We start from the raw sequence: 15,260 nt of genomic DNA on the forward strand, positions 1-15,260 counted from the left end.
GGCGCGGTGACCGGTTCCGAGCCGGAAACAGACGCGGACCGGGTTTCCGCTCCTTCCGTGACAATGTGTGCGGGCGCCTGGCCTGCTGGAGGCCAGGGGTCGCCGCCTTCGACGCGCGGCAGGCCCCGCCGGATGGACCGAGACAGAGTTGCCATTGCTACTTCTTCCGGGCCTCAAGGGCGCTGATCAGCTGCGGGACAACCTGGAAGAGGTCGCCCACCACACCGAAGTCGGCGATCTCGAAGATCGGTGCGTCCCCATCCTTGTTGATGGCGACGATCGTTTTCGCGGTCTGCATGCCGGCCCGGTGCTGGATCGCGCCGGAAATGCCCAGCGCGATGTACAGCTGTGAGGACACGGAAACCCCGGTCTGGCCGACCTGATGCGCCTGCGGGATGTAGCCTGCATCCACCGCGGCGCGCGAAGCACCGATGGCAGCACCGAGGGTATCGGCGAGCTGTCCCACGAGCGCGAATTGTTCCTCCGAGCCGAGGCCGCGGCCGCCCGCCACAACCTTCGCGGCACCACGGAGCTCCGGCCGCGAGGTGGCGACAACTGCCTCGTCGAACGAGTCGATCCGCGCGGCCGGCTTCTCCGAGGGCGTCACTGCTAAGGTCTCCGACGCTTCCGGCTGAGCCGCAGCACGCGCTTCGATGGAGCCCTGGCGGACCGTGATGACCGGCGCCCCGAATGTGGACGTTGACGTCACATCGTAGGCGCCGCCGTAGACGGAGTGGTGGGCCACGACACCCTCGTCATCACGCGAGACACCGACCGCATCAACGGAAACCGCTGCACGCGAACGGGCGGCGTACCGGCCGGCAAGGTCGCGCCCATTGAGGGAATGCGAAATCAGGATCGCGTCCGGCTGCACCTGCTCCACAGCGGCGGCAAGCGCGTCCACGCCCGGCACGCCGAGCGCGGACGGGTCCGGAGTCTCCGCGATCAGTACGCGCGCGGCACCAAGGGCCGCGGCCTCCGCGGCGGCGGCGCTCCCGGCGCCGGGGGAGGCAAGTACCAAGGCAATTGGCGTACCCACCGCAGCGGCAGCGCCGAAGAGTCCGGCCGCGGCCTTTTCGAGTTCACCGGAAGCAGGGGCTTCCACGACGACCAGGATTGCGTCACGAGGGAATTCAGTCATGGTGTTACGCCCTAAGCCAGTCGGTTTTCAATGAGGAAGTCAGCGAGCTTCTCGCCGGCGTCACCCTCGTCAATGATCTTTACGCCTGCCGCACGCGGGGGCTTCTCTGCAACGGTCAGCATGATCGATCGCGCCGCCTCCGGGTTGTCGGCGGTGATCCCGAGGTCTGCGAGGGTAAGCGTCTCAAGCGGCTTCTTCTTTGCGGCCATAATGCCTTTGAAGTTCGGGAAGCGCGGGCCGGGAAGCGCCTCGGTAATGGAAATGACCGCGGGCAGGTTCGCTGATACCGCCTGCACGCCGGATTCAACGCCCCTGGTGCCGGACACCACGCCGTCGCTGATCTCCACGGAACTGAGACCGGTAGCAAGCGGCACGTCCAGCAATTCTGCAAGCATTGCGGGAATCATGCCGCCGGATCCGTCGGTGGAGACGTTGCCGGTGATGACAAGGTCAAACTCAACGCGGCGGATCGCTGCCGCGAGGGTTTCTGCGGTGAGTCCAAGATCCGCACCCCGGAGCGATTCGTCTGAGATGTGGGTGGCGCTGCCCGCGCCCATCGCAAGCCCCTTGCGTATTGTTGCCGTGGCACCCTCGGGAGCGAGGGACAGGACTGCGACCTCTGTGCCCGCGTTGGCGTCGGCGTACGTCAGTGCCAGTTCCAACGCCCGCTCGCCGATCTCATCGATGACTGTCTCGCTGGCTTCCCGGTCGGCGAGGCCTGTTTCGAGGTTCAGTTTTCGGTCCCCGTAGGTGTCGGGGACCTCCTTGACTAGGACGATAATCTTCATCGATGACTCTTCCTGTGGCGGGCGTGCCTCATAGGGGAGACACGTCGGATCTCCATTGAGTCTACAAAGGGTGGCCACTCCTGGCTGACACAGCCCGTGTCGTGACTTATCAGCGTGGCCGGCGTCGTCTTGGGGCACATCGCCCTGCATCCGATGACGACCATCGGTGAAAGGCGGTCGCTGGTTGGCCGGTCGCCCAGCCGAGACTCAGCTGGCGGGGTCGTATTGGAAAGCGCGCACTTCCTGCGCGCAACGGCAGGCGACCGCGATTTTCGCGGCCCACTCCAAGGCCGCATCGTACGAGGGCAGCTCCAGCACCGAGTAGCCGCCTTCCAGCTGCGCCGTCTGCGGGTAGGTGCCCTCGCGTACGGTCCCATCGCCGTCGACCATGACGGGCGGGATGCTCTCATCGATGCCGCCGCCGAACACCCAGACGCCGGCGTCCTTCGCCTCCTGGACGACCGCGTGCGCCGCATCCGAAACGGCCTGCAGGTCTTCGTCAGGGAAGACCATGGCGGCACTTGGAAACGAAATCAGATACTTGGTCATCGCGTCGACTCCTTCTTCGCAGCACGGGGGATCTCGTTCATCCTCGCCGATGTCATTCGTGCCGCGCAAGGCTCTCGCGATGACGGAGGAAGCGCTCATCACGTGCTTCCACGTCAGCCGCGCCCCTGTCCGCCAGGCGCTCAAGGAGCTCGGTGACGAGGGGTACGAATATATTGCCCTGCCGGAACGGCTCCTTGCCCGTAAGCCTGCATCCTTGGGGTGGAACGAGTCCGCCGGTCTTCCCCTGGCGGGCTTGACGGCTTATCAAGTCCTTACCCGTCTGGGCCTCAAAGCGGGCGAAACCGTACTCATCCACGGCGGCGCCGGCGGCGTCGGATCCCTGGGCATCCAGATCGCCGTAGCACTGGGCGCCAAGGTTATCGCGACCGCCTCAGAGAAGAACCACGACTTCCTGCGGTCGCTCGGAGCCGAGCCCGTCAGCTACGGCGAGGGGCTTGCCGCCCGGGTGCGTGCACTGCGCCCCCAGGGCGTTGACGTCGTCGCGGACTTCGCGGGAGGAAACCTCGACGCCACCTTGGCTGTTCTGGCCGACGGGGGCCGCCACGCCTCCATCGCGGACAGCGACGTCGAGCAGCACGGCGGCACCTGGATGTGGGTGAACCCTGTCGGCGCCGAGCTCCAGGAGCTCGCCGATCTGGTCGACGAGCACGGAATCCGGGTTGAGGTTGCCCGGACGTTCCCGTTGCCGCAGGCAGCCGATGCCTTCCTGCTCAATATGGACGGGCACACTCGCGGCAAGATTGTCGTCACAGTCGACGACGTCGCGTGATGAGCCACTGGGCCGGGAGTGCCCCTCGTCGGTATGCAGGGTGAGCCCCTTCAACGATGCGGAGGGTCAGCCGTAACGGAGCAGCTCAGCCCGGAACGTCCGCGGCAACCCGCTCCCCGTTGAAGTATTCGAGCTCCCAGCCGTCAACGGGATGATGGTGGGCCAGGTTAAGCGCCGCGTTGTCGATGCTTTGCAGGGTGCGGCCGATGGCACGGCTGAGGCTCACCCGGATAAGCGAGCCGTGGGCCACCACCAGGACGCGGCGGCCGCGGAACTCCCCGGCGAGGTCTTCCAGCGCGGCCAGCCCGCGGCGGGCTGCCCCGTCCTCGCTTTCTGCGCCCCGGAACCCGTCGGGAATGCGCAGCGCGTCCAGTTCAGGTCCGGCCTGCAGGCCCTCGGCGGATCCGAAGCTGCGCTCGGTGAGCTCCGGTACGCGGCGGGCCGCGCCGAGTCCGAGCCCTGCCGCGATCAGGTCTGCGGTTTCGGCGGCACGGCTCAGCGGGGACGACGCAATCGCGTCCCATTCATAATCGGACAGGACGGCGACGGCGTCGCGCGCCTGGCCGCGCCCGACGTCGTTCAGTGGGATGTCGGTGGATCCCTGCAGCCGGCGCTGGGCGTTCCAGTCCGTCTGGCCATGGCGGACAAGGGCGAACGTCGTAAGGGTCATGCGTTCCATTCTCCCCTGAATCCCTGAGCCGAGGTCCGGTACGTCGGGGCCCCTCTCCTGGCTGTGACTTCCCCGGATTCTGCCTGTGAATCGTCCGCCCGCCCTTGCAGGAGTCTGGTTGCCTGCGACAAGCTGTTGGGGTGAAACGTGCAGTATCCGGGCATGCCAAATACCGCGCCCTCGGGATCTACTCCCTGATTGTCTTGCTGGTAGTTGTTGGCATCATGTCCCTTTTCAATTCCCGGGCGACCGTCTTGCCAAATCCGGCAGCCACACCGGCGGCGGGAGGGCCCGGGTCTCCGGTGAGTAATCCCGCGGTGACCGGCGCAACCTTCCAGAAAGTCCCGGATCAGGTCCTGTTTGCCCTCGATAGCGCCGGTAACCCGAACATTTCCGGAGACCTCACGAATATCGAGCAGGGCGACACCGGGGATTGCTACTTCCTCGCGGCCTTGCTGACAGTCGCCGCCCGGGCGCCGGACACCATCGCGAAAATGGTTCACGATAATGGCAACGGCACGTACACCGTTTCATTTCACAGCAGGTACGACGGGGTACCCGATCCGGTGCAGGTGACGGTCAACGGTGATCTTCCGTACAACCGCGGCAAGCCGGTAGAAAATGGCGTCGAAAAGATCGGCGGCAAGAATGTTTCCTGGGCAGCGATTATCGAGAAGGGCTGGGCGGCCGCGAACCGCAACAGCTACAAGGGCATCGAAGGCACCGACCTCAGCAACGCTCAGGATCACGATGTGCATAACGGCCTTTACGCGATCACCGGCAAGGTGGGCGTCGACCGCAACCCCGGCGGACCCATGACGGGAGTGAGTTTCGAACAGATGCAGCAGGATTTCGCGAACGGCCTTGTGACGCTCGGAACCTCCAATTCCCACGGCAAGCTGATGTCCGACCACTCCTACGCGTTGCTGGGCGTCAATTCCGCCAAACAGACCGTAGTGGTGGGGGATCCGCAGGGCGGCCAATCCACGTTGACGTTTGCGGCTTTCCAGTCCTCGAACATCAACCAGTACATCGCCATACCGACCTATCCTTGAGAACCTGAAGGTTCCTGACGGCCGGTGTGGGGTGCCGCCGCCCGGCCGACCGCAGTTACGCGGACCCGCCCGGAGGCGCATCCCTGACGGCCGGAGGCGTTGCGCCCTGGATGACCCACCGGTTGCCGTCCGGGTCGGCAAAGTAGGCAAACTGCACGCCACCCAGGTCCTGGACCTCGCTGATATCGGCGCCCCGGCCGAGTAGCTCGGCCCGCGCCGCGGCCATGTCGGGTACGACGAGCTGCAGCCCCTCGAGGCTGCCCGGCATCATGCCCGTCATTCCGGTGCCTATGACGATCGAAGCAGCCGAACCTGGCGGCGTCAGCTGCACCACCCTCATCCCGGGGATGTACTCAACATCGTGGTCCACGACAAAGCCGAGCTTCTCGGTATAGAACGACTTGGACCGGTCGACATCCGCGACGGGTACCTGCACAACTTCAAGGCGCATCTCCATGCGCCCTACAGTACCGCCGCCCGCCGGCGTGCTGCTGGACGGCTTCGGCACTTCTTAAGCCTTTCTTAAAGGGCGCACGGGAGAGTGGAAGAAGGCGCCGCACAGCGCCCGTGCCCCCAACCCGGAGGACTCCATGCCTGGACCAGCCCCTGATGACCGCGTGACAGCACCCCGAGACCCCGCCGGCACCCAACCTGCTGCGGGCCCGACGTTCTGGGCCATCCCGCAGGCCCGCCACTGGCTGCTGTGGGGCGTGCTGCTGTGCGCGGCAGTCCTCACGCTCGGCCTGACGGCACAGCTTGTGCCCGGTGGCAGCGCGGCCGAACTCGTCGTGGATCAGGACCTCAGCCAGCACCATGCCGCGCTCCTGACCGGGATGGCAATGGTCCTGAACGTGGTGTTCGGCCCGGCGGCCGGCGTGGTCCTCGTTGCCGCCGTCGCGCTGTATCTCTGGGTGGTCCACCGCTCGTCGGTGAAGGCCGTCGCGTTCGGCCTCGTCGCGTGCTCCGGCTGGGTGGCCAGTGAGTTCTTCAAGTTCATCATCGCCCGCCAGCGGCCCAACCCGGCCCTGCTGTTCGATCCGCTCTCGCCCGAAACGGGCTCCAACAGCTTCCCCAGCGGGCACGTTTCCTTTGCCGTCGCGCTGGGATTTGCACTGTACTTCCTGGCGTTCGGCACCCGCTGGGCCAAGGTCACCGCGGTCGCTGCCGTGGCGCTGGCCTTGTTGGTGGCCTGGTCGCGGCTGTATATCGGGGTCCACTATCCCACCGACGTGGCTGCCTCGTTCCTCGCGGCGAGTGCAGCAGTGTTGCTGCTTGCCGGGCTGTGGAACCGGTTCGCGCCGCGCATCCTGGACCGCCTGACGGCCGCAGCCTCCGGCAATCCCGTTCAATCCAATCACTAAGGAAGTGACCATGCACGGCATTTACGCTTCAGGGCTCGTCCCGGCAGTCTCCGCCGCGGCCGGAACCCCGTCCCTCCTTGACCCTGCGAGCCTGCTCGAGGGCCTCGGCCCGGCCGCAATCGGCGTCATCTCCCTGATGGTGTTCATTGAATCCGGCGTGCTGTTCCCCTTCCTGCCCGGGGATTCGCTGCTCTTCACCGCAGGCCTGCTGCATGAGCAACTCCAGCTGACGCTTCCGGTGCTCATCGGCGTCGTCACCGCCGCTGCAGTGGCCGGCGACCAGGTCGGCTACATGATCGGACGCAAGTACGGCCGCCGGTGGTTCAAGGACGACGCACGGATCCTCAAGACAGCGCACCTGAGCACCACGGAGGATTTCTTCCGCCGCCACGGAGGTGCCGCCGTCGTGCTGGCCCGTTTCGTGCCCATGGTCCGGACGTTCGCGCCCCTCAGCGCCGGCATCGCCCGCTATGGGTACAAGTCCTTCACACTCTGGAACATCGCCGGGGCGCTGGCCTGGGGCTCGTCCGTGACACTGCTGGGGACATGGCTGGGCCACTATGAGATCGTCGCCAAGAACATCGACGTCATCGCCGTCGTTATGGTCCTCGCCTCCGTCCTGCCGTGGGGCATCCAGCTCCTGAAACGCCGGCGCCAGAACCGCAGCGGCGCTGCCGAACCCGCAGCCGAGCTCAGCGACGACACAGCGGGCGAACTGCCGGCGGAAGGCATGGCACGGGAGAATAGCTGACATGACAACCGCTGACGGCCGGCCGTCCCTGCTCCTGGTGGAGGACGACGTCGTCCTCGGACCGCTGATCGCCGAACTGCTGGAACCGGACTACCGGATCCGGCTGGCCACCAACGGCCAGGACAGCCTGCACCTGGCGCTGACCCAGACCTGGGACGCTATGGTGATCGACCGCGGCCTGCCTCTGATGGACGGCATCGCGCTGATCACCGCGCTGAGGTCCAAGGGGGTTTCGACGCCGATCCTGATCCTCACGGCCCTCGGGGCAACGGATGAAAAGGTAAGGGGTCTCGATGCGGGCGCCAACGACTACATGACCAAACCGTTCGACGCCGGTGAACTCGCGGCCCGCCTCCGCGCCCTGACGCGCACCTTCAACCCGGCCCCCGCGTCCGTGGGCATCGGCGACTGGGAATTCGATCCGGCGTCGCGTTCCGTGCGCTCGATCTACGGGCAACTGGTGTCCCTGACGGCCAAGGAGGCCGAGCTGCTGGCCGCCCTGGCCACCGAACCCGGCAGGGTTTTCACCCGGGAAGAACTGCTCGGCGAACATTTCCAGGCCGCCGACCAGCCCGGCCTGATCGACACGTATGTCCACCACCTCCGACGCAAGATTTCCAAGTCCGTGGTCCGCACGGTCCACGGCGTCGGCTACCAGATCGGCGACGTACCATGAACAGGATGCGTCCCGCCGCAGGCGAACCGGACCGGGACACCCTCCGGCGGGCCTCGCTCAAGGTCGCGTTACGGATCAGTGCGGCCTGCGCGGTGCTGGTCCTTTGCCTCCTCGCCGCGGCGACCGTTTACCTGATGAACAAGCTGGCGCACCCGGACCTGCCAGGTTCCGCGGCGGCCGGGGAGGCTTACACCTATCTCGATTCCAGGGACCTGATCGAGGCGATGATCATCGCCGGGGTGGCCGGCATCGTGCTGGCCGGGGCCGTCGGGTGGCTCAGCGCGCGCAGCGCCATCCGGCCGCTGGGGGAGGCGCTGGCCCTGCAGCGGCGGTTCGTCCAGGATGCCAGCCATGAACTGCGCACACCCCTGGCCATCTTGGACGCGCGCATCCAGCTCGCCCAGCGCGACGCCATCCCCGACTCCAAACCTGGCCGGGCCCTGGGCAAGATCCGGGAAGATGCGGCCACGCTGACCGGTATCGTCAACGAACTGCTGCTGGCAGCCACCGGGGCCGCACCGGATCCCGCCGCGGAACCGGTGGAGCTGGCCGACGTCGCCGGGTCCGTGACTGAAAGCCTGCAGGAACTTGCGGCCCGGCAGGACATCCGTCTCTCCTTCTCCGACGTCGGCCGGCCACTGGCCCGCATCGACCGGAACTCCCTGCGGCGCGCCGTACTCGCCCTGGCGGACAATGCCCTGGCCCACACGCGGTCCGGCGGGAGCGTCACCATCAGCTCAGGAATCGAGGGCAACCAGGCGGTTGTCTGCGTGGCGGACACGGGATCCGGAATCACGGGCGTGGACCAGGCCCGGATTTTTGACCGCTTCGTCAGGACCCCCAGCGCGGATGGATTGCGCGGCCAGCGCAGCTTCGGCATCGGCCTGGCGCTGGTCCGTGAAATCGCCACGGCCGCCGGCGGCATCGTCGAGGTGGACCGGACCGGACCGGAGGGTACGACGATGAAGCTCAAGCTTCCGCTGGCCCGGGGCTGAGAGCGAGCCGCGGTTCGTCGGCGAGTATCCGGTACTAAATCCTCATTGTGGTGGCGGCGTAACTGCGCCACCATGACGGTATGGATGCTGAAAAAACTACGGCAGCGGAGCTGAACCTTCCCCAGGCCTTCCTCCTACTGGCAACGAACGACAAAGACGGCAAACCTCAGGTGCCGGTGTTTGCACTCAGGACCACGTTGGCGGGGGCCATTTTGGCCGAGCTGGACCTGGTCGGTGCCATCGAACTGCAAGGTAAGCACGTCCGGACTACCGGCGCCGCCCCGCAAACGGACCTCCAGCACGAGCTGGAGATCATCCGTCACAAATCACGCCCCCACACGCCCAAGCGGTGGGTCTCCATGCTGGAGGGCCGCGCCGAAGTGCAGCGTGTCTACGAGGGGATGGCGGAACTGGGCATCGTGGAACATGTCGGCGAAAAGCGCCTGGGTCGGTTCCGGACAGTGCGGTACCCGGAGAAGGACCACGCTCCGGAGGCAGCGCTCCTGAAAAAGATCGAGGTGGCACTCAGTGGTGCGCCTTCCGATTCCGGGGCGTCTGATACTAAGGCGCCTGATGCTGGGGCGGAGTCTGAAGCCGGGTCGCCCGATGCTGGGAAGCCTGATGCCAAGAAGCCGGAATCCAAAGCGCCCGACGAAAGGACCACCGCGCTGATCGCCCTGCTTCATGCCGCCGGGCTGCTCGGCAAGCTCTTCCCGGCGGCAGACAGAAGCCGCACCGGGGAGTTGGCGAAGGAATATTGGCCAGCCCGCGCGGTGGAGGACGAACTTCGTATGATCAGGCTGGCGGAGGAAGAAACCGCAACCTTGTGATGCTGCCGGAATTCGCTAGGCGGGCGTGGCTGTACGGCGTGCCGTCCGCGGAGACCAAAGAACGCCCCGGCAACTCGCCGGAGGCGTTCTTTGGCTGAGCTGGGCTACTTGGCCGGGGTGACGGTGGCCTCATAGGTGATGATTTCGGTGCCGTTGCCCTCTTCGCCGTTGTCGGGGGCCACCTTCATGGTGAGGTGGTCGCCGTCGGCGGTCATTTTGAACGGGTTGCGGGTTGCGGGTGGCCACGTGCCCGGCGGTGGACCACTGCTGGAAGGGAACGTCGCGGACCACGCTGCGGGACTTAAGGTCGATCATTGCCATGCCGCCGAGTTCGTAGTTGGCGCCGGTGCCGCCGGCCGCCGGGGTCTGCGGGAGGTTAGTGATGCCGCCGCAGAGCATCTTGGAGTTGGGCACGTACTGGCAGTCCTGGTAGTCGATGAAGAAGTTCGGGTTCTCCCAGGTCGCGAGCTGCTTGCCGCGCAGATCCCATTCGGCGAAGCGGCGCGAGCCCCAGGTGTTGCCGACCAAGTGGCCGGTCTGCTTGTCCATTACTATGCCGCCAAAGTGGTCCTTCACTTCAAACTGCTTGTGCACGTCCAATGTGTCCGCATTCACCCGGTAGATGATGGCGCTGCTGTTGGGCCGGTACTGGGCAACGGGGACCCAGACGTTGGTGCCGTCGAAGTCGATACCGCCCGGGTGGTACATGTCGCCCTCGCCCAGAATGATGTCCTTCTGGAGGTTCCCGGCCTTGTCCATGACGAACAGGTGGCCGATGCCCTTCCCGGGCGTGCGGTCAAAGCCGTCCTGCGGGACCGGGAACTTTGTGGTCGGTTCGATGATCTGAACGGCCGAGAGGAAAATGTGGTCCTCACTGAAGGCGATTCCCTCGGTGTGGTACGTGGGAAAGTTCAGGTTCAGCTTGCCGGTCTGCTGCCAGGCCGTGTTCCGGTCCACGCCTTCGAAGGCTTCGGCCAGGGCCGTGTGGCCTTCGTGGTGTGTGCCGGAGCCGGCGTCGAATCCGCCGTCCTGATCAGAGTTGCCTGCGGCCTGGGCGGCGGCGGTGCCGCCGATCGCGGAGGCGGCCAGGATGATGGCTGCGGCGGCCGTGAGGATGGTTCGGGTGCGGGTCGTGCTCATGGGGGAGCCTCTCAAAGGTTGGATCTCGACAGGACCCCGCCAAACTACTTAGTGGTCATGAACCGTTCGTGGAGGGCTAGTGAACGGCAGGCGGGGCGCCGGCTACACGAACGCCCGCGCATGCACCGGAGAGCCCTATGCCGAGCCCGACGGAACTTTCAAGGGCTCGACCCTTCCCAGGACGAAGAGGTAATTCGCGGCACCAATCAGCGAGATGATTCCGATGACTGCGAGCGGCGCCACGAAGGATCCCGTCTGGTCCACCAATACGCCGATCAGGATTGGCGTGAAGATGCCCGCCAGATTGGAGGCGAAGTTCTGGAGGCCGCCAATGGATCCCACGTGCCGGGAGCTCGGGGCGACGTCCGCAGGCAGTGACCAAATCCCGGTTGCGGCGACGGTGAGGCTGGAATAGGCCAGTGACAGCAAGGCCAGGGCCATCCATGCCTCCGGAACCACTGCGGCGAACATAATGACCGAACCGCCGATCAAGCCTCCGGAGATGGCCGCTTTGCGAACCCGGGTCACCGAGGCGCCACGCTGTACGGCGCGGTCGGCAAGGTAGCCGGCCGACCAGCCGAAGGCCACCGCGCAGATGCCGGGGATGGCTCCAAAGACGCCGAGTTTGAGCAGGTCGAAGCCTCGCTCTTTCACGAGGTAGCTCGGGAAGAAGGTGATGAAGAAGTAAATGGCGCTGTTCAGGCAAAAGAAGCCAAACATCATGCTGAGAATCGTGCGGTATTTGAACAGCGCCCGCCACGGGAGCTTCGCTGCGGCCTCGTTGTCGCTTGCTTCGTTCCGGGCGCCACCTTCCCGGATGTAGGCCAATTCCTCGGCATTCGCCCCCGGGTGCTCCTCGGGACTGCGGTAGGACTTCCACCACACTGCCGCCCAGATGAGCCCGGCCACGCCGATGATAATGAAGACCGCGTGCCACGAGGTGAACGCGACGATCAGAGTGATGATCGGAAGCGCGATGACTGCGCCTACGCGGGACCCGGAATCCCAGATGCTCGTGGCAAGGGCCCGTTCACGGACGGGAAACCAGACAGCCACCACCTTGGCTGCGGTGCTGGGGGCAGGGCTCTCACCGACGCCGAGCAGGAACCGGGCGGCGAACAGCGACCAGAAATTCTGCGAAACGGCGGTCACGATGGTGAAGATGGACCACCATACGGCTGCGAGCGAGAAGGATTTCCGCGGGCCGACCTTGTCGACGTACCAGCCGGCTGCCAGTTGGCAGAAGTCGTAGGCCCAGAAGAAGGCAGCGAAGATCATGCCCTGCTGCGTTGCCGAGAGCTGGAAGTCTTTGCCCATGAACGGCAACGCCACACTGAGGCTGGAGCGGTCCAGATAGTTGATGCTGAGCCCAATGAACGCGAGCCAGATGATCATCCAGCGCCTGCGGGATCTGGTGCGGGGAACCGTGGGGGAAGGCGTGGGTGTGTGCGTGCTGGCCATGGCAGTCATACGGTCTCCTTTGACGTAACGAGGCGCTGTAAGCCTGGGCACCAGGACGGGGAAACGCGAAGGGAAGCCTCCGCCAAATCCATATCGAAATCTGGCTAATCATATAGAGGTGCGAGCCAGGCCACATCCCGGTGGACTCCCTTGAGACACAGACCCCAAGGGCCGTGCCTTATGATTCCCACAGCGACTCCGTTCAACCAGCACAAAGAGGTAACCGCGTGCCCCCACGTCAACCGTCCGATTCGTCCAAAGGCAAGGCGGGCGTCAGCGACGTCTACGCGTCCATGCGGGCCTCCATCCTCAGAGGCGAAATCGCCCCCGGCACCCGCATCAACATCGATGCGGTTTCGCGCGAACTGGGTGTGTCACAGACGCCGGTCCGGGAAGTTCTTCAACGGCTCGAGGGCGACAATCTGGTGGTTTACAGTCCCGGGCGCGGCTACAGCACCACGCCTTTGCTTGATCTCCCCGCGTTGCGTGCCCTCTTCGAATTCCGGCTGCTGGTGGAGCCGTGGGCGGCACGGTCCGCGGCCGTCGACCGACTCGCAAACCCGGCCGCAGCGCTGGAAAAGGAGCTGTCCGCCTTTCGCGCCATCATGGAAGTCGGGGGCGAGCTGCGACAGGATCTTGTTGCCCACGACACCCGCTTCCACGACTCCATCCTCGCCGCAGCCGGGAACCCGGTAGTGCGGCATGCCTTCGCTCAAACTCACTGCCACCTGCACACGTTCCGCCTCTACCCCGCAGACATCGACGGCGCCATCACCGTAGCGGAGCACTCCGCTGTGCGGGACGCCATCTCGGCCTGCCTGCCGGATCAGGCGGAGCAGGCCATGGCCGAGCACATCAGGAACTCCTTCTACCGGTTCTCCCAGGCCTTCGAGGGTGCCGAGGACCTCCCGCCGCTGGAAGACAGCGGGCCTCCGAGAAGGCACATCGTCGACTGAATCGAAGCCCTGGCCTGCTGGCCGGGGCTTCTTTCTTGCCCAACCCCTTGATCTGGATCACTGTTCCTATATGATTATATAAATTCATATAGGAATTGCGCACGCTCGTGTAATTGACCAGAGAGAAGACAACTGTGACTTCCATCGTTTCCATCCGTACCCAGGACGTACGCTTCCCCACGTCCCTCGAGCTCGATGGCTCTGACGCCGTCAACGTGGACCCCGACTACTCGGCCGCCTACGTCGTCATCCGCACCGATGGGGGCGACGAGGGTCACGGCTTCGTCTTCAGCTGCGGCCGCGGCAACGAGATCCTCACCCATGCGATCGAGGCCTACGCCAAGCTCCTGCTCGGCCGCGATATCGACGAACTCATCTATGACCTCGGCGGGGCCTCCAAACGCCTCATCCATGATTCCCAGCTGCGCTGGCTGGGCCCGGAAAAGGGCGTGACCCAGATGGCCTGTGGTGCACTGGTCAGCGCACTCTGGGACATCCGGGCACGACGCGAAAACAAGCCCCTCTGGCTTCTACTCAGTGAGATGCCAGCAGAGGAGATTGTCGACGTCGTGGACTTCACCCACATCCGGGATGCCTTGAGCCCGCAGCAGGCGCTCGATATCCTGCGCGCCGGCGAGGACGGCAAGGCCGCCCGCATCGCAGCCCTCAAGGTGGACGGCTTTCCGGCGTACACGACGTCTCCCGGCTGGCTCGGCTACAGCGACGAGAAGCTGGTCCGGCTCAGCAAGGAAGCGGCAGCCGACGGATTCTCCATGATCAAGCTCAAGGTGGGTGGCGACATCAACGACGACCGCCGCCGGATGGCCCTGGCGCGCCAGGCCGTCGGCGATCTGCCCATCGCTATCGACGCCAACCAGCGCTGGGAAGTGTCCGAGGCCATCGAATGGGTCAACCAGCTCGCCGAGTTCAATCCCTACTGGATTGAAGAGCCCACCAGCACCGATGACATCCTGGGCCACGCGGAGATCCGCAAGGGCGTTTCCCCCGTGCGCGTCGCCACCGGCGAGGCCGTCGCAAGCCGCATCGTCTTCAAGCAACTGCTGCAAGCCGGGGCCATCGACGTGCTCCAGCTGGACTCCACCCGCGTCGGCGGCGTGAACGAAAACATCGCCAATCTCCTGCTCGCCGCCCGCTTCGACGTGCCGGTCTGCCCGCACGCCGGCGGGGTGGGGCTGTGCGAACTCGTCCAGCACTTCTCCTTCTTCGACTACGCGGCTGTCAGCGGCAGCCAGGACGGGCGCATGATCGAATACGTCGACCACCTCCACGAGCACTTTGCCGAGCCGGTCCGCATCGTCAACGGCCGCTACGCCGCGCCGCAACTGCCGGGCACGGGAGCCGAAATGATTAGCGCTTCCCGCTCCCGGTGGGAATTTCCCGGCGGCGCCGGCTGGCTGGAGGTCGGCGACCGCGCCGCCGTCACGGGCGGTTCGCTGGCGGCCACCGGTGCAGTCCGATGACCACGGCAATCTCCGAGCTGAACGCGCAGGTTGAGGCTGCCCACACGGCGTTCGAAAAGGGCCGCGCCGCGGACCCCCGTACCCGGGGGAGCTGGCTCGAAGCGGTGGCGGACGGTCTCGAGGCCGACGCGGACACGCTGGTGGAAATCGCCGTTCAGGAGACGCACCTCGGTGAGGCGCGGTTGCGCGGCGAACTGAAGCGCACGGTCTTCCAGCTTCGCCTCCTCGCCACCGAGATCTGTGCCGGCGAGCACTTCGATGCGACCATCGACCATGCGGACGCGGAGTGGGGCATGGGCCCGCGGCCCGACCTGCGCAGGCTCAACGTGCCAATCGGCGTCGTCGGTGTATTCGGGGCATCCAACTTCCCCTTTGCCTTCAGTGTGATCGGCGGGGACAGCGCCTCGGCACTTGCCGCGGGCTGCGCCGTCGTCCACAAGGCACACGACGGACACCTGAAACTCGCGCTGCGCACAGCCGAGGCCGTCGTCGCGGCGCTCGACGTCGCCGGGGCGCCGTCCGGGCTGTTCTCGCTCGTCGCTGGGAGGGCCGCAGCGGAGGCTTTGGTGGACCATCCCCTGGTGAAGGCCATAGGTTTCACGGGGTCGACGGCGGG

At 65.7% G+C, this 15,260-nt stretch carries 17 protein-coding genes; 10 read left to right on the forward strand and 7 right to left on the reverse strand.

The window, feature by feature from the left end; translation table 11 throughout:
- Positions 1-157: 157 nt before the first annotated feature.
- The 3 genes from K789_RS0102745 to K789_RS0102755 form a co-directional block, all read right to left on the reverse strand.
- Entirely contained in the window at positions 158-1,141 is a 984-nt protein-coding gene (locus K789_RS0102745) for an electron transfer flavoprotein subunit alpha/FixB family protein (protein ID WP_024365406.1), read from the reverse strand.
- Positions 1,142-1,152: 11 nt separating this feature from the next.
- Positions 1,153-1,929, reverse strand: a complete 777-nt coding sequence (locus K789_RS0102750; RefSeq protein ID WP_024365407.1) for an electron transfer flavoprotein subunit beta/FixA family protein — start codon at positions 1,927-1,929, stop codon at positions 1,153-1,155.
- Between the two features lie 207 nt (positions 1,930-2,136).
- A complete protein-coding gene (locus K789_RS0102755; protein WP_024365408.1) occupies positions 2,137-2,478 on the reverse strand; it encodes a YciI family protein in 342 nt (113 codons plus the stop codon).
- Positions 2,479-2,527: 49 nt separating this feature from the next.
- Between K789_RS0102755 and K789_RS0102760 the strand changes: the two genes are divergently transcribed.
- Complete coding sequence (locus K789_RS0102760) at positions 2,528-3,268, forward strand: zinc-binding dehydrogenase (RefSeq protein ID WP_237739488.1); 741 nt, start codon at positions 2,528-2,530, stop codon at positions 3,266-3,268.
- A gap of 85 nt (positions 3,269-3,353) precedes the next feature.
- Here K789_RS0102760 and K789_RS0102765 read toward each other — a convergent pair whose 3' ends face one another.
- Positions 3,354-3,938 (reverse strand): histidine phosphatase family protein, encoded by a 585-nt coding sequence (locus K789_RS0102765; RefSeq protein ID WP_024365410.1) that lies wholly within the window; start codon positions 3,936-3,938, stop codon positions 3,354-3,356.
- A 140-nt stretch (positions 3,939-4,078) separates the two neighbouring features.
- Between K789_RS0102765 and K789_RS0102770 the strand changes: the two genes are divergently transcribed.
- Positions 4,079-4,993: a C2 family cysteine protease gene (locus K789_RS0102770; RefSeq protein WP_024365411.1), complete on the forward strand. Its 915-nt coding sequence runs from the start codon at positions 4,079-4,081 to the stop codon at positions 4,991-4,993.
- Between the two features lie 55 nt (positions 4,994-5,048).
- Here the strand turns inward: K789_RS0102770 and K789_RS0102775 are convergent, their stop codons facing one another.
- Entirely contained in the window at positions 5,049-5,450 is a 402-nt protein-coding gene (locus K789_RS0102775; protein WP_024365412.1) for a VOC family protein, read from the reverse strand.
- A 160-nt stretch (positions 5,451-5,610) separates the two neighbouring features.
- Here K789_RS0102775 and K789_RS0102780 point away from each other — a divergent pair, with 160 nt between their 5' ends.
- From K789_RS0102780 to K789_RS0102800, 5 genes are all read left to right on the forward strand, one after another.
- Entirely contained in the window at positions 5,611-6,354 is a 744-nt protein-coding gene (locus K789_RS0102780; RefSeq protein WP_024365413.1) for a phosphatase PAP2 family protein, read from the forward strand.
- 10 nt (positions 6,355-6,364) lie between these two features.
- Entirely contained in the window at positions 6,365-7,105 is a 741-nt protein-coding gene (locus K789_RS0102785) for a DedA family protein (protein WP_024365414.1), read from the forward strand.
- Position 7,106: 1 nt separating this feature from the next.
- Positions 7,107-7,781: a response regulator transcription factor gene (locus K789_RS0102790; protein WP_024365415.1), complete on the forward strand. Its 675-nt coding sequence runs from the start codon at positions 7,107-7,109 to the stop codon at positions 7,779-7,781.
- Between the two features lie 5 nt (positions 7,782-7,786).
- Entirely contained in the window at positions 7,787-8,776 is a 990-nt protein-coding gene (locus K789_RS0102795; RefSeq protein ID WP_237739489.1) for a sensor histidine kinase, read from the forward strand.
- A gap of 80 nt (positions 8,777-8,856) precedes the next feature.
- Positions 8,857-9,606 carry a GOLPH3/VPS74 family protein gene (locus tag K789_RS0102800; protein ID WP_024365417.1) on the forward strand — a complete coding sequence of 250 codons (750 nt, stop codon included), beginning with the start codon at positions 8,857-8,859 and terminating at the stop codon, positions 9,604-9,606.
- A gap of 129 nt (positions 9,607-9,735) precedes the next feature.
- Here the strand turns inward: K789_RS0102800 and K789_RS22135 are convergent, their stop codons facing one another.
- Positions 9,736-10,746: a DUF6454 family protein gene (locus K789_RS22135; RefSeq protein WP_237739490.1), complete on the reverse strand. Its 1,011-nt coding sequence runs from the start codon at positions 10,744-10,746 to the stop codon at positions 9,736-9,738.
- Positions 10,747-10,881: 135 nt separating this feature from the next.
- Positions 10,882-12,216, reverse strand: coding sequence for an MFS transporter (locus tag K789_RS0102815; protein ID WP_024365418.1), 1,335 nt, complete (start codon positions 12,214-12,216; stop codon positions 10,882-10,884).
- Positions 12,217-12,434: 218 nt separating this feature from the next.
- Here K789_RS0102815 and K789_RS0102820 point away from each other — a divergent pair, with 218 nt between their 5' ends.
- From K789_RS0102820 to K789_RS0102830, 3 genes are all read left to right on the forward strand, one after another.
- Positions 12,435-13,163: a GntR family transcriptional regulator gene (locus tag K789_RS0102820; protein ID WP_024365419.1), complete on the forward strand. Its 729-nt coding sequence runs from the start codon at positions 12,435-12,437 to the stop codon at positions 13,161-13,163.
- Positions 13,164-13,297: 134 nt separating this feature from the next.
- Positions 13,298-14,644 carry an enolase C-terminal domain-like protein gene (locus K789_RS0102825; protein ID WP_024365420.1) on the forward strand — a complete coding sequence of 449 codons (1,347 nt, stop codon included), beginning with the start codon at positions 13,298-13,300 and terminating at the stop codon, positions 14,642-14,644.
- On the forward strand, positions 14,641-15,260 hold a 620-nt coding region (locus K789_RS0102830), incomplete at its 3' end, for an aldehyde dehydrogenase family protein (RefSeq protein ID WP_024365421.1). The genes K789_RS0102825 and K789_RS0102830, both read left to right, overlap by 4 nt.

Source organism: Arthrobacter sp. TB 26 (genome assembly GCF_000427315.1).
Classification (GTDB): domain Bacteria; phylum Actinomycetota; class Actinomycetes; order Actinomycetales; family Micrococcaceae; genus Arthrobacter.

What these genes read in the sequence shown, in the direction of transcription:
- K789_RS0102745 (WP_024365406.1), bottom strand. Translation starts at nt 1,141, where the DNA reads ATGACTGAATTCCCTCGTGACGCAATCCTGGTCGTCGTGGAAGCCCCT.
- K789_RS0102750 (WP_024365407.1), bottom strand. Translation starts at nt 1,929, where the DNA reads ATGAAGATTATCGTCCTAGTCAAGGAGGTCCCCGACACCTACGGGGAC.
- K789_RS0102755 (WP_024365408.1), bottom strand. Translation starts at nt 2,478, where the DNA reads ATGACCAAGTATCTGATTTCGTTTCCAAGTGCCGCCATGGTCTTCCCT.
- K789_RS0102760 (WP_237739488.1), top strand. Translation starts at nt 2,528, where the DNA reads ATGTCATTCGTGCCGCGCAAGGCTCTCGCGATGACGGAGGAAGCGCTC.
- K789_RS0102765 (WP_024365410.1), bottom strand. Translation starts at nt 3,938, where the DNA reads ATGACCCTTACGACGTTCGCCCTTGTCCGCCATGGCCAGACGGACTGG.
- K789_RS0102775 (WP_024365412.1), bottom strand. Translation starts at nt 5,450, where the DNA reads ATGGAGATGCGCCTTGAAGTTGTGCAGGTACCCGTCGCGGATGTCGAC.
- K789_RS0102785 (WP_024365414.1), top strand. Translation starts at nt 6,365, where the DNA reads ATGCACGGCATTTACGCTTCAGGGCTCGTCCCGGCAGTCTCCGCCGCG.
- K789_RS0102790 (WP_024365415.1), top strand. Translation starts at nt 7,107, where the DNA reads ATGACAACCGCTGACGGCCGGCCGTCCCTGCTCCTGGTGGAGGACGAC.
- K789_RS0102795 (WP_237739489.1), top strand. Translation starts at nt 7,787, where the DNA reads ATGCGTCCCGCCGCAGGCGAACCGGACCGGGACACCCTCCGGCGGGCC.
- K789_RS0102800 (WP_024365417.1), top strand. Translation starts at nt 8,857, where the DNA reads ATGGATGCTGAAAAAACTACGGCAGCGGAGCTGAACCTTCCCCAGGCC.
- K789_RS22135 (WP_237739490.1), bottom strand. Translation starts at nt 10,746, where the DNA reads ATGAGCACGACCCGCACCCGAACCATCCTCACGGCCGCCGCAGCCATC.
- K789_RS0102815 (WP_024365418.1), bottom strand. Translation starts at nt 12,216, where the DNA reads ATGACTGCCATGGCCAGCACGCACACACCCACGCCTTCCCCCACGGTT.